Raw genomic sequence first — 13,680 nt, 5'->3', positions numbered from 1 at the left:
ACTTACTTATTTTCCCTTAGAATCTATTAGTCTACGATAATGGTCAAGTCTTTCTTTCAAGATTTTAAGCAACTGATTAATTTAAAAAAAGAAAGCTTGATCAAGTTCACTAAAACTTAAACTTTTGATAAAAAATGCATCAGGTGGTTTTTATTTTAGAACAGTTTCTAACCATAATAAAATGAATAAATTAGATTGATTTCTATATTGTTTTCTAGATTTAAATCATGCCTCTCTACACAAAAAAATAGCGAGCCGTAGCTCGCTATTTCTCAATAGGTAAATTCATCTTTTCCGTCAAAAACTTAAGCAATCAGCTCAATATTTTTATGGATGAATGGCTTACTTTTTGGCTGCTGTTGTTGGATTCGTACCTTGTAATTTGGCATAGTCCATTAGCACATTCGCTGCTTCCGTCACAAAGACTTCTTCTTCAGGCAGTGCTGGACGTTGGTTCGCCTTCATTTTCGCACGTGTTTCCACCAATGCATCCATAGACGCTTGGTAGCTCTCCCAGTTGGCATAAGGCTTTTGACCCACCACTTTACGACGTTGATTTTCAGCATCCAAAGACTTTTGCTCTAGTGCCAACAATTCAGCTTTACGCTTCGTTAAGTCGAGTACCACACGCTTTTGCTCATCCGTCTTTTTTGCAATCGCTGTACGTTGCTCTAAATACTTAAATTGAGGATCAATAGAGACGCGTTGCTGAGATGACTTTATCAAATCTGGAACATAGCCTTGAATCGAGCCTTCACGTTTAAACGGTGCGGTTGGAATAGTATCCCACTGTAAAGCATTTTTCGATTTACGCTCACCAAACTCTTCATTGTAAATATCGACCAGCTTAATATCCGGTACGACCCCTTTATTTTGGGTACTGCCTCCCGTCACGCGGTAAAATTTACGTTGCGTTAAGGTTGCTTGACCATAGGCTAAAGAGTCAAGTTGTACCTGCGCTGTTCCTTTACCCGTTGTGGTACTACCAATCACCACACCACGCTCATAGTCTTGAATCGCAGCAGAATAAATTTCACTCGCAGAAGCCGAAGCCAAATTAATCAATACCGCCAATGGGCCTGCATAAGTTTGCGCGCCACCATCATCATCTTCAAACACGCTGACATTGCCATTACCATCACGGATTTGCACCACTGGACCTGATTTAATCACTTGTCCAAGCATACGTGCTACTTCTTCAAGTGAGCCGCCTGGGTTGTTACGCAAGTCAATGATGATGCCTTCAACATTTTGCGCATCTAATGTTTTTAAGGCTTTATTGGTATCTTCCGACACAGAACGGTAGTCTGTACCCGCACGACGTGCACGATAATTTAAATAAAACGATGGAATTTCAATCACACCAAACTTATGTTTTTTGCCATCACGTTCAATTTCAACGGTACGTGAACGCACGCCTGCATCTTCTTCTTGAATTACATCACGTACAATAGTGACATTTCGCGCTTGATTCATGGACGCACCAGCACCCAATAAACGTAAAGTCACTTTGGTGCCACGTTTACCACGAATCAGTCCGACAATTTCATTGCTCGGCCAGCCGATCACATCGACCATTTTGTCGCCATCTTGGGCAACACCAACGATGCGATCACCTGACTTGACTTGCCCTGACTTACTGGCTGGACCACCTTCCACAATGGTTTCAATTTTGGTGTAGTCTTCGTTACCACGTTCAGGACGAATCGACACCCCAATCCCTTCCAATTGCAACGTGGTTTGACGGTTCAACTCCATCGCATCGACAGGTGGGAAATAGTTACTGTGCGGATCATAAGTCAGCATCATGGCATTCAGCGTTTTATCGAGTACATCATCGCTTTTTAAACGACTAATCCGCTCTAACTGACGCGTATAACGCTTGGTTAAAGTCTGTTCAGGTGTTAAATCTTCCGGACCGGTTAAGTCTTGACCATTTGCCAGTGCAGGATCATCTTTTAAGGCTTTCTGTTTGGCTTTCTCTTCTTCTTTGCTGATGGTTAAATTGATCAGCTGAGAGACCAACATTCTATTCCAATGCGCACGCTGCTCTTCTGTCGATTTAAAGAATGGCGCTTTTTCACGATCGGTTTCGATGTAGCTATTGGGTTGATTTAAATTCTGTGGCTTTTTCAGCTCTTCCAACATATAGGTGTAGAACTGTTTTAAACGCTCACGATATTGCGCATGAATGGCATACGGCCCAGTCAAATTGCCCGCTTTGAGGTTTGCACCAAAAGTTGAACCATAACGTTTTTTATAATTTTCAATATCCGATGCCAAGAACAACGTATGTTCAGCATCTAAACTATCAATATAAAAATCTAAAATACGGTTAGAGGTATTGGCATCTAAACGCTGATTTAAATAGTGTTGACGGTCTACCAATGTTGCAAGCTGACGTGAGACCAAGGCTTGCTCTTGTGTGGGCTGAATGGTACCCGCGCTCACTGCTTCTGTATTATTGGCAGCAATTGCGTCATTCACCACATGAGTGAAAAAGAATCCACCTGTCGCAATCGCAACGGCACAAGCTAATGTTTGAAGTTTCATAAATAATTTGTACTTCCTTGGTATTAAGACCAATATTACCGTGTTGGTTTTCGACCTGAATTGAATAGATTCAAAATCTTAAACAACTTAATATGTTTATGTCGTGTAGTTTTATCATATTCTCTGCTGACAAAGTGTAGCAAATCATTGCAGAATTCAGGTATTGTTTTTCCTTAAAAATTCCAACACGGACACCGAATATGATTGGCGCATTAATGCTCGACATTGCTGGCACAGAACTCACCCAAGAAGATATTGAACTATTACAGGCACCACAAGTTGGCGGCATGATTTTATTTGGTCGTAACATTGAATCTCCTGAACAAGTTCGTGCCCTGACCGACCATATGCGTCAAATTCGTCCTGATATTTTAATTGCCGTCGATCAGGAAGGTGGTCGTGTACAACGCTTAAAACAAGGCTTCACACTCCTACCAGCTATGGGTAAGTTTGGAGAACTTTACTTAACTGAACCTGAAAAAGCTGTTGAACTGGCTGAACAATGTGGCTGGTTGATGGCAGCTGAAGTCCTTGCGGTCGGCATCGATTTTAGTTTTGCACCAGTGCTGGACCTAAATGATGTCAGTGATGTGATTGGTGACCGTGGTTTTGCCAAAAATATGCAAGACATCATTCCACTGGCAAGTGCTTTCTTAAAAGGTATGAAACGTGCGGGGATGGCATCTACAGGTAAGCATTTCCCAGGCCATGGCTCGGTGAAAGCAGATTCACATATCGCTGCTGCTATTGACCATCGTAGTTATGAAGAAATCTATCAAAAAGACATGCAAAGCTTTATTCAACTGCAACCACAGCTTGATGCCTTAATGCCTGCGCATGTGATTTATGAAAATATTGATCCTAATCCTGCTGGTTTCTCACCGTATTGGATTCAGAAGGTCTTACGTCAAGAGCTCCAATTTGATGGCGTTTTATTCTCCGATGATTTAAGCATGCAAGCCGCTTGTGTCGCTGGCGGTGCAGATGCTCGTATGCAAGCAGCATTAAATGCAGGTTGTGATATGGGCCTCGTGTGTAATAACCGTGAATCTGCATGCATTGCGCTTGATGGGATCCAAAACTTAGCTCTTCCAAATCAGGAACGCCTAGAACGTATGCGCGGAAAAATCCCACAAATTGAGATTGGACAAAACATTGAACTCGGGGCGGACTGGCAAAACGTGCGTAATCGTATTGTGGATTTTAAAAATCAATATTGCTAATCCAAGACTTTCAAAATTCTAGAAAATGGAGCACGACAAGGTGCTCCTTTTTGATTTATGATGAAGACAAAATAAATGCTTCGGCGCTATACAAAAATTGCCAATAAAAACAACATTAGGTCAGGACGACATGACACAAAGTTTATCGGAACATCGACATATTTCTTTTACTGCACATTACACTGGCTATATTTGGTACAGCATAGGGATTTCGCATCCCGTTTTTGCCACACGTAAAGGCAAATTTTTAGCACGTTTAGTCCATCCTTTAGAAAGCTGGGCAGAAAAAAATGTGGGCGGTAGCATGCGTTCGACGCTTAAACAGCGCCATGCCATGATCGATCAACATTTAGATCAACTCATTACCCAATATCCACAGCTACAAGTCCTTGAAATTGCCTGTGGCCTCTCCCCGCGCGGTTGGAATTTTCGCACCAAGCATCCTGAAATTGACTATCGTGAACTCGACTTGCCAGATATGGCAAAAATCAAAACACAGGCACTCAAACAGATTGACCCGCATGCCCCCGAGGTCTTAACTGGGGACATTTTCACTCAAGATTTTGAACGTATTTTTCAGAGTTTTGACCCTGAACGTCCTTTGGTGGTGATTAGCGAAGGTCTGATTAATTATTTTGATCAAACCCTACTGAATAAGTTATTGCAAGGGATCACCGAATATGGCGCCTCGTTTCAGGAATTACATTATCTGACCGACATCTATCCAGAACCCGTTAAAAACCGTTTAGCACGTTTTATTTGGGCCAGTAGTAAATTACTCAAAGTCATGTCTCGCAGCGCTTTTACTTTTCATTTTCAATCCCCTGCTGAATTACAGCAGTTTTTCACCCATACAGGATTTGAAGAAGTAAAAGTCGTTCAGCCGGCCTTATACTTTCCACAACAGCAACATGAACAAGTGATTCCTTTCCACGATGCAGAGCAGCACTGTGGCGATTTGGTTTGGATGGTGCATGCCAAAACAAAAAAACAGCGCTAAAGCGCTGTTTTTTTTAGTTTTTCATGTTTTAACTGACGGCTTCTAATAACAATACATCTTCTTTTTGGCGTTGTACAAAGCGTAATAAGCGCTCTGCCAACTCAAAACTACCATGCTTAAACAAAGCGCGAACCTGTGTATCCACAACGTCAAAGATGAGACATTCAATTTTAAACTCACCTTCTTCATCTTCTAGATGTAATGCCAAATCCCGAGGATATGCGTGCATGGAGTCCAACATTTCAGCCTGTACATTCAGCAACACGCCGAAATAATTTAAATCCGTAATTTGAGTTTCAACCACGAGGTCTGAATGGCGATGAGATAAATGCGTGAATGGCTGTTGTACACTTACACGCGCTTCGCCACGGCGTTCAATATTTTGCATTTGCTCTCGGCTCATTGGAATGATCCCATCCAACTGCTGAATAGACTCACCGCGTAGATAAGTTGCAAACAAATTCATGGTTTCCTTACGGCGTTGCAACTGCGGTAAATGATCCGCATTGGCAATCATGGCAAATTGCATATTCGGACATTGCAAGGCAAAGCCCGCATTTTCATGTGGCAAAGTAAAACTGTCGTACTGCCCGCAAGACACCAATACATCACACTGTGGAATCGGCACGTCTTGCAAACGCAGCAAACGGTTACAGTTAATGTCATAACGCTCTTGTTCGGTATTGGTGAATTCAGCCATTTGTCTAAAGAACAAACGCTTTGCTGTCGGTGACATCCGCGTCACATCCAGTTTGGCATGATTAACCAAATACAAAATCACCGCTTGACCAAATTCATCCATGCGCTGTTCTTTCATCAAATGCAAGGATTCTTCAAGCAACATGCGCCAGCTCTTGCGCGTTTTTTGCATTACGCCCATCAATATCATGCGGTCAATCAATTCAGGACGTTGATCCGCCAGTCCTGCAGCCACCACTGAACCGAGCGACATCCCCATCACGGATACTTTTTCTAGCCCGACGATATCCAACCAAACGCCTAACATCTGTGCCAGATCACCCAACTCTAAAGTCCCTGCCGACACCGAAGTATCGACATTGGTAATTTGCTGGTTTGAGCCCATGGAGGGTAAATCAATTAAAATAATTGGGCCTGCCGCAAATAATTGTTCGACACAATATTTGTAGGAATTAAAGTTTTGAAATGCCCCACCAATAATAACAATCGGGGTGCGATGAATGGTTTCAGGTTGTGCAATGGCCATATATTCGACCTTCCAGCCATCAATCCATGTCGTTCTGGCAGGCTGTTTAAAGCTTTGCTTGTCATACAGATCGAAAAAACTGTAATGCGTACTTTCCTGTACGGTGGGATCCATTTGGATAATGGAATTCATATTCCTTTCCTCCATTCCTGCCTTATTTTTATTGTCAGGAATTCATTTAGAGACTCTGCTCGACTTAGCGTCCTGCTCTTTAATCGTTATTTGTACGACTTCAATGTCGCTATTGTTTCATTCTATACAGAGGTTCATTTTACAAGCAACTGATATCCCCGCCGCTTATCTACTTTTGTTCTAAAAACAATTTCAAAATGTTAATTCTGGTCAGCATGTACAGTCGAATATGCACTTAAGTGCTTCATTGTTCAGTCACAGGCTGTTAATATCGAGTTGAAATTTCTAAGTGATCAAACCGCTATGCAAGAGTCTATTGAACAATACATGCAAACGGTAGGACAGCAAGCACGCACAGCATCACGTGTGCTCGCAGGGGCTTCTACCCAGACTAAAAATAATGCCTTATCAGCAATTTATACTGCTTTACAAAACAGTGAAACTGCAATTTTGGCAGCTAACCAAGTGGATATGACCAAAGCGCATAACAACAACTTGGATAGTGCTCTACTTGATCGCTTAGAACTTACCCCCACACGCTTTAAAGGCATGCTTCAAGGTCTAAAAGATGTAATCGCACTCACTGACCCGATTGGCGAAATTACCGATATGGCCTTTCGTCCGACAGGTATTCAGCTGGGCAAAATGCGCGTGCCGCTAGGTGTTGTCGGCATGATTTATGAATCTCGCCCGAATGTAACGCTTGAAGCCGCATCTTTAGCGCTTAAATCAGGTAACGCGATTATTTTACGTGGTGGTTCTGAAGCTTTGGAATCTAACCAAGCAATTGCGGCAGCGATTCAACATGGCTTAACTGCTGCAGGTGTACCTGAGCATGCCGTTCAAGTGCTTAATACCCCAGACCGTGCTGCGGTTGGCCAATTAATTACTATGCCTGAATATGTCGATGTGATCGTACCTCGTGGTGGCAAAGGCTTAATCGAACGTATCACCAATGAAGCACGTGTGCCTGTTATCAAACATCTTGATGGTAACTGCCATGTTTTTGTGGAAGCTCAGGCTAATTTGCAAAAAGCATTACCTATTGCGCTTAATGCCAAAACACACCGTTATGGCGTATGTAATGCCATGGAAACCTTGCTCGTCGATGAAAATGTCGCTGAAGAGTTTTTACCACGCATTGCTGAACTTTATGCTGAGAAAAAAGTTGAACTTCGTGGCTGTGCTGAAACGCAGCGCATTTTGGGTGAATCGATTGTTCCTGCAACTGAAGAAGATTGGTATACCGAATACTTAGGCCCGATTTTGGCAGTGAAAGTCGTTACTGGCTTAGATGAAGCGATTGAGCACATCAACAAATATGGCTCACACCATACCGACTCAATCATTACCGAAAACTTCAGTTTGGCGCGTCAGTTCTTAGCGCGTGTAGATTCGAGTTCAGTGATGATTAATGCCTCAACGCGCTTTGCAGATGGGTTTGAATATGGTCTTGGTGCTGAGATCGGTATTTCAACCGATAAAATCCATGCACGTGGTCCAGTCGGTCTTGAAGGTCTGACTTCTCAAAAATGGATTGTATTTGGTGATGGTCAAATTCGCCAATAACACCCAATAAGACAATGAAAGCTGTGCTTTTCTGATTAAAGGCACAGCTTTTTTTATGGCAATTTAAAAAACTAGACCCAAGGTTCACATATTGAAATATAAGCCTGCAAACACACAGGATATAGAATCGAAAACAGATTTTTTGACAATTAAATACTTAAGAAGAATGAGAAAAGTTAAATTTACCTGCTTTTTTGCAACAATTTGAGGATTACAGCGCAGCGAACGCATGTTATGTTCTATGTATATCCCTTAAATCGTATAAATTTTGAGGACTATTTTATTAATAAATGAAAACTATGAACTGATAAATTTTAATTATTATTGTGCTCAGGGTCGATAGTGCTTAAGTCTAATCTCCTAAAGTCTATCTAGGACGATAAAAAAACCCATGATAAAACATCATCACAGATCTAAATTGTATCAATCAATACAACTGCAATCAGATCAACATTATGGATAAGTATTTCAATTAGAATTCGGGTATTTAAACGTGTCTACATCAGTATTAGTAATTAACTGCGGATCTTCTTCTATCAAATATGCGTTAGTTTCTGAGCGCCGTGAAGATCGTATTTTTGGTCTGGCCGAGAACCTAGGTTCTGCTGATGCACGTATTAAAGGGGTCACTACGGGTGGTGCTGCGCTTGAGCTGTCTATTCCACATGCTGACCATGAAAAAGCCCTCGAAACTATTTTAGAGCGTTTGGCTCACCATAATCCTCAAGCGATTGGTCACCGCGTGGTACACGGCGGTACATTAACCAAAGCTGAGCTATTAACACCAGAAATTATTGAACGTATTCGTGAAGCTACACCGCTTGCGCCATTGCATAACCCTGCTCACTTGGTGGGTATCGAAGCAACCATGCGTTTGTTCCCTGAACTTCCGCAAGTAGCCGTATTCGATACAGCATTCCACCAAACAATGCCGTCTCATGCATACCGCTATGCATTACCAAAATTCTTGTACACACAGCATAACGTACGTCGTTATGGCTTCCACGGTACTAGCCATGCCTACGTATCTGAGCGTGGCTCAATGTTGGCAGGCAGCTTTAAACAAGGTGGCTGGTTAACTGCTCACTTAGGCAATGGTAGCTCGACTTGTGCGATTTGGAATGGTCAATCTGTAGATACGTCAATGGGTCTAACACCACTTGAAGGTGTGGTGATGGGCACACGTAGTGGTGATGTTGACCCAAGTATTCACAGCTTCCTTGCGAGCAACTTAGGTTGGGATATCTACAAAATCGACAAAATGCTGAACAGCCAATCAGGCCTACTCGGTTTGTCTGATCTATCAAATGACATGCGTACATTGATCGAAGCATCAGAACAAGGTAACGAAGATGCCGCGCTTGCCATTGAAGTATTCTGCTACCGTTTAGCAAAATCTTTAGCAGGTCTCAGCTGTGGTCTACCACGTATTGACGGTTTATTCTTTACCGGTGGTATTGGTGAAAACTCTGCCTACATTCGTGAAAAAACGGTTTCATACTTACCACACTTTGGTTTCAACCTGAGTAAAGAATTAAATGACAACTTAAAACGCGGTACGGAAGGTCGTATTGACCACGGTACTGGCCCACAAATTTGGGTTGTTCCTACCGATGAAGAAGGCCGTATTGCCAAAGAAACTGAGCATGTTGTAGACGAGGTGACAGCGTCTGCTACAAAAAAGCCTGATGCTGAAGCTGCGATTGCATAAGCAATCGCATCAGCCCCTTCGCCTTCAATATTAATTTTTAGCTTTAATTTAGACACCGTATGAAAACAATTTTACTCGTGCCAACTGGGGAAGGTGTAGGTTTAACATCTGCATGCTTAGGTTTAATTTATGCTTTGGAATGCCAAGGGGTCAAAGCAGGTTTTCTGAAACCATTTTCACAGGAAAATGTCGCAGATACTGTAGACCGTACAACGGCTCTTTATCGTCATTTATTTAATAATGAAACGGTAGAACCCATTCACCATGCCACCATCGTGAAACAACTCAGTCATGATGAAAGTGATGAACTGCTCGAAGAAGCGGTTCGTTTGCACCGTGAAATTGCAAAAAAGCATGACCTAATTATTGTTGAAGGCTTGGTTCCAAACAGCCGAGATAACTTTGCCTCAGAACTGAATGCGACTGTAGCAAAAGCACTCGATGCCAAAGTGATTATTGTCAGCACAGCAGATATTCAAAATGCCACGAAAACGGCTGAGAAAATTGACAGTTCACTACGCCAATTTGGTGGTGCTGCATCTGAACGTACTGCGGGTGTTTTGTTTATGCGCACACGTGGCTTGCCAGAAGAGTCTGCGCAAATTCCTGTCACACTTGATCCAAATCTGCGTTTAATTAGTGACACCAATAAATTTGTACTCGAATTACAACAAAGTAATCCGCAAATTGGTTCTACACAGCTACCTGTTATTGGCCTCGTTCCATTTAGTAATACGCTCAGCGTACCGCGCATGTCTGACTTGGCGACGCATATTCAAGCGGAATGGATCAACCAAGGCGATGCTGCTCATCGCCGTGTACTACATAGCAGCTTAGTTGCGTCGAATATTGAACATGAACTTCACAAATTTGTGGCAGGCGAACTGATTATCAGCGCCTCTGACCGTATTGATGTGTTGTTGGCTTCTAGCCTTGCAAGTAGCAATGGTATTCCACTTGCCGGTTTAGTTTTGACTGAACATCATCAACCGAACCCACAAGTTTTGGATTTCTGCCAAACCGCGATTAAGCAAGGCTTACCGATTTTACATACGCCTTTAAGCACTTTTGAAACGGCACAACAACTTTCAAATTTAGGCAATGAAATTCCTGTCGATGACGTAGAACGTGCAGAACAAGTGACCCGCTTTGTTTCAAGCCACATTAATGCTGAGTGGATTACTGAAGTATTAAATGGTTCATATCAACCACGCTTATCCCCTTCTGCATTCCGTCATGAATTGGTACAAAAATCCATTGCTGCAAAAAAACGAATTGTTCTACCTGAAGGTGATGAACCACGGACCATTCAAGCGGCTGCCATTTGTCAATCACGTGGCATTGCACACTGTATTTTATTGGCAAAACCTGAAGCCGTGATTGAAGTTGCAAAAGCACGTAATATCGAACTTCCTCATGATTTGGAAATCATTGATCCAGACCTGATTCGTGAAAACTATGTGCCGAAAATGGTTGAGCTGCGTAAAGGCAAACTCAATGATCTACAAGCACGCGAACAGCTACAAGATACTGTGGTTTTAGGTACCATGATGCTTGCACTCGATCAGGTGGATGGCTTAGTCTCAGGCGCAGTTCATACTACGGCGAATACTGTACGTCCTGCATTCCAATTGATTAAGACTGCACCTGATTATTCATTGGTTTCTTCTGTGTTCTTTATGCTGTTGCCTGATGAAGTCTATGTATATGGTGACTGTGCCATTAATCCAGATCCAAATGCAGAACAGCTTGCAGAGATTGCGATTCAATCTGCAGATTCAGCAAAAGCTTTTGGTATTGACCCACGTATCGCAATGATTTCGTATTCAACAGGTACTTCTGGTGCAGGTGCAGATGTCGAAAAAGTGGCTGAAGCAACACGTATTGCCAAAGAACGCCGTCCAGATTTACTCATTGATGGCCCGCTTCAATACGATGCTGCATCGGTGGAAAGTGTGGGACGCTCTAAAGCACCTGACTCTAAAGTGGCTGGTCGTGCCAATGTGTTTATTTTCCCTGACTTAAATACAGGTAATACAACCTATAAAGCAGTTCAACGTTCTGCAAATGTAGTCAGTGTTGGCCCAATGCTGCAAGGTTTAAACAAGCCTGTAAATGACTTGTCTCGTGGCGCATTGGTCGATGACATCGTGTTTACCATTGCATTAACGGCAATTCAGTCTGAACAGCAAGAAGCTTAATTTTAGTTTCGAGTTCTAAACCACCCTTTCGAAAGATTGGGTGGTTTTTTGTTTTATATAACTTCCATTATATTAAAAATGGCTCAGAATTAGTGGAAATTTCTTTTAAATTCTATGGCTGAATTTTGAGTATTTGGTACATGACCAATAATGTATTCATTCTTCGCTTAAAAAAAGAAATCAAAGCTCTGACTCATCAGTGAATCTTGCTGGCTTTGCTTTTTGTAAATCGGAGCGATACGGTTAAGATAGTAATTGATCCATTCTGCTTGATTAGAAAACGCTGCATAGTCTTTTAAATCTGTATATAGATTCTGTAGATCTGTGGAAATTAATTCAATATTGGGGTCAAACATCCATACTGTGATATCCATTGGTTCAATCTCTGTGAATGTAAGAGGTTGTGCACTATCAAAACGCTCTATCTTATAAAGTTGAGCTCCATTTTCACTATAGCTACTACAAAGAAGTTTGGTATTCTCGACCTGATAGTGATTTTTCCCTATTTCTAATTCTCTGATTTGTTTTGATATTTCTAAGCATTGAGGTAGTTTATGAATATTTGAATACGCTAGTTGTTTGAAAAGAACTATGGACCGATGTATTACATAGCTCTCTCCTGTTCCAATAATAATTCCATTATCCCAAGTATGAAGTTTTAATGTATGACATTCGTTAAAGCTGTCTATTTTTTCCTCACTTATGACAACCACTTTTTTATCTGCTGTAACAACGATGCTATCCTTCAGTTGAAGGGCAATGATGAAAGTCATATCTAAATTAAAAAATTTTGAAATATTCGTTTTATATATTAAGTCAATTTCGAGCTTAATTTTTGAATTTAATAAAAACAGGTAATATATGGCTGGTGGTTCTCAAATCATACTAAATAAGAATGGGATTACATTGATTACACCTGCAAAATTTGAGGCTAAAGCAGGGCAACACATCTTTAAAAGTGGGGCTGAAGTAGGTGTAAATCTTAAAGGGTTACCAGCTTACGAAGCTTATAACGAAAAATTTCAGATGTTATTACCCTCTGGTGAGCCCTTGAAAAATGCTGATTATAAAATCTCAAACGGGTCTGATGAGTTGACAGCTATAGCTGATAATAAAGGGCGCTCTAAACGAGTGAACTCCTTACAAGAAGAAAGCTTAAAGCTGGATTTGAATTGGATGAAGTTAGAAGCTGAACCGAATGATGGGGATGAATAGTGGGAAGTTTAGATTGGGAAGGTAATACAAATACAACAGAAAACAGCTGTAAAACCGCACAGTGTGATTGCTTAACTTTTTGGGAAATACAACAACAAGAAGCTCTGATACGCCTATCTAATTTAAAAGATAAAAGAAAAAATTTACATAAATTAGAGCCTGGATATGAAGCTAGGGCGAGACGTATTGCTTCAGTTTATGCCAATATTTATCTAGAAAAAGAAAAACATGGAAACAAGGATTTGGTTGGCCGTTACTATTGGATGGGCTTAGGTGCATTTGCTTCAAAAACCGTAGCTGCCATTTTTAAACATGGTTTAACTGCATGGGGGTATAAATGGATTCCACTAGGGGTAATTCGTGATCCTGTACATACTTTTGCAAAAGGTAACTTATGGTTATTTATGGATATTGCACCTTGGCATTATGCTTGGAGCATGTCTTCAACCTCTTTCAATCAATGCCGAATTCAACGTGATGTTTCCAAATTCACTCATATTAAGGAAGAAGTTATAAACGTTCCTTGGTCAAGTTGTTTACCCATAATTAAACACTTAAAAAGCACTCCAGAAATTAAAAGTGCTTTTGAATATCTACCTAAAATTGAAAAAGTATTTATAAAAAAGAATGTATCAAGACAAAATAGATTTAAGTTGTCTAGTAAAAATCTTTTCGATCACCTCATGGTGGTTGCAGTACAAGAGCAAAGAAATATTTTACAAGAATTAGGGTCTGTTGACATTTGTTGATTAAAAAAATAGCGAGATAGTAAAATTAAATCGCCAAACCCAATTTTACACTCGCTATGCCTCGAACAATGCTAAATGATCAACACTGGTCCAAGTTACTTG

The 13,680-nt window shown here is 41.2% G+C and carries 8 protein-coding genes and 2 pseudogenes; 7 read left to right on the top strand and 3 right to left on the bottom strand.

Features of this window, described 5'->3' with window-relative positions:
* Positions 1-342 precede the first annotated feature (342 nt).
* Positions 343-2,553, bottom strand: a complete 2,211-nt coding sequence (locus FTU37_RS12310; RefSeq protein WP_180124415.1) for a carboxy terminal-processing peptidase — start codon at positions 2,551-2,553, stop codon at positions 343-345.
* A 200-nt stretch (positions 2,554-2,753) separates the two neighbouring features.
* Here FTU37_RS12310 and nagZ point away from each other — a divergent pair, with 200 nt between their 5' ends.
* Together nagZ and FTU37_RS12300 are read left to right on the top strand one after the other, a co-directional pair.
* Positions 2,754-3,776 (top strand): beta-N-acetylhexosaminidase, encoded by a 1,023-nt coding sequence (gene nagZ / locus FTU37_RS12305; RefSeq protein WP_168378409.1) that lies wholly within the window; start codon positions 2,754-2,756, stop codon positions 3,774-3,776.
* A 130-nt stretch (positions 3,777-3,906) separates the two neighbouring features.
* A complete protein-coding gene (locus tag FTU37_RS12300) occupies positions 3,907-4,776 on the top strand; it encodes a class I SAM-dependent methyltransferase (RefSeq protein ID WP_180124414.1) in 870 nt (289 codons plus the stop codon).
* 28 nt (positions 4,777-4,804) lie between these two features.
* Here FTU37_RS12300 and FTU37_RS12295 read toward each other — a convergent pair whose 3' ends face one another.
* On the bottom strand, positions 4,805-6,133 hold the full coding sequence (locus FTU37_RS12295) for an alpha/beta fold hydrolase (protein ID WP_180026007.1): 1,329 nt from the start codon (positions 6,131-6,133) through the stop codon (positions 4,805-4,807).
* Between the two features lie 303 nt (positions 6,134-6,436).
* Here FTU37_RS12295 and FTU37_RS12290 point away from each other — a divergent pair, with 303 nt between their 5' ends.
* The 3 genes from FTU37_RS12290 to pta all read left to right on the top strand — a co-directional run bounded on the left by FTU37_RS12290 (position 6,437) and on the right by pta (position 11,614).
* The gene (locus FTU37_RS12290; RefSeq protein WP_168378406.1) at positions 6,437-7,702 is read left to right on the top strand and encodes a glutamate-5-semialdehyde dehydrogenase; all 1,266 of its coding nucleotides are present in this window, start codon (positions 6,437-6,439) and stop codon (positions 7,700-7,702) included.
* A gap of 493 nt (positions 7,703-8,195) precedes the next feature.
* The gene (locus FTU37_RS12285; protein WP_078189653.1) at positions 8,196-9,413 is read left to right on the top strand and encodes an acetate/propionate family kinase; all 1,218 of its coding nucleotides are present in this window, start codon (positions 8,196-8,198) and stop codon (positions 9,411-9,413) included.
* Between the two features lie 59 nt (positions 9,414-9,472).
* The gene (gene pta, locus FTU37_RS12280) at positions 9,473-11,614 is read left to right on the top strand and encodes a phosphate acetyltransferase (protein ID WP_168378405.1); all 2,142 of its coding nucleotides are present in this window, start codon (positions 9,473-9,475) and stop codon (positions 11,612-11,614) included.
* Between the two features lie 89 nt (positions 11,615-11,703).
* Here the strand turns inward: pta and FTU37_RS12275 are convergent.
* Positions 11,704-12,387: pseudogene (locus FTU37_RS12275) on the bottom strand (hypothetical protein).
* 88 nt (positions 12,388-12,475) lie between these two features.
* On the opposite strand from FTU37_RS12275, the gene FTU37_RS12270 reads away from it, so the two are divergent.
* Positions 12,476-12,829 (top strand): DUF2345 domain-containing protein, encoded by a 354-nt coding sequence (locus FTU37_RS12270; RefSeq protein ID WP_168378404.1) that lies wholly within the window; start codon positions 12,476-12,478, stop codon positions 12,827-12,829.
* Positions 12,826-13,557, top strand: a pseudogene (locus FTU37_RS12265) (DUF2515 family protein); the annotation flags it as partial. The gene FTU37_RS12270 and the pseudogene FTU37_RS12265, both read left to right, overlap by 4 nt.
* Positions 13,558-13,680 lie beyond the last annotated feature (123 nt).

This window comes from Acinetobacter sp. YH12097 (genome assembly GCF_013419225.1).
GTDB classification, from domain to species: domain Bacteria; phylum Pseudomonadota; class Gammaproteobacteria; order Pseudomonadales; family Moraxellaceae; genus Acinetobacter; species Acinetobacter amyesii.
This window is presented reverse-complemented; position numbering and strand designations above follow the sequence as displayed.

Excerpts from the sequence above, each read along its gene's own strand:
- FTU37_RS12300 (WP_180124414.1), top strand. The coding sequence starts at position 3,907 with ATGACACAAAGTTTATCGGAACATCGACATATTTCTTTTACTGCACAT.
- FTU37_RS12310 (WP_180124415.1), bottom strand. The coding sequence starts at position 2,553 with ATGAAACTTCAAACATTAGCTTGTGCCGTTGCGATTGCGACAGGTGGA.
- pta (WP_168378405.1), top strand. The coding sequence starts at position 9,473 with ATGAAAACAATTTTACTCGTGCCAACTGGGGAAGGTGTAGGTTTAACA.
- FTU37_RS12290 (WP_168378406.1), top strand. The coding sequence starts at position 6,437 with ATGCAAGAGTCTATTGAACAATACATGCAAACGGTAGGACAGCAAGCA.
- FTU37_RS12295 (WP_180026007.1), bottom strand. The coding sequence starts at position 6,133 with ATGAATTCCATTATCCAAATGGATCCCACCGTACAGGAAAGTACGCAT.
- nagZ (WP_168378409.1), top strand. The coding sequence starts at position 2,754 with ATGATTGGCGCATTAATGCTCGACATTGCTGGCACAGAACTCACCCAA.
- FTU37_RS12270 (WP_168378404.1), top strand. The coding sequence starts at position 12,476 with ATGGCTGGTGGTTCTCAAATCATACTAAATAAGAATGGGATTACATTG.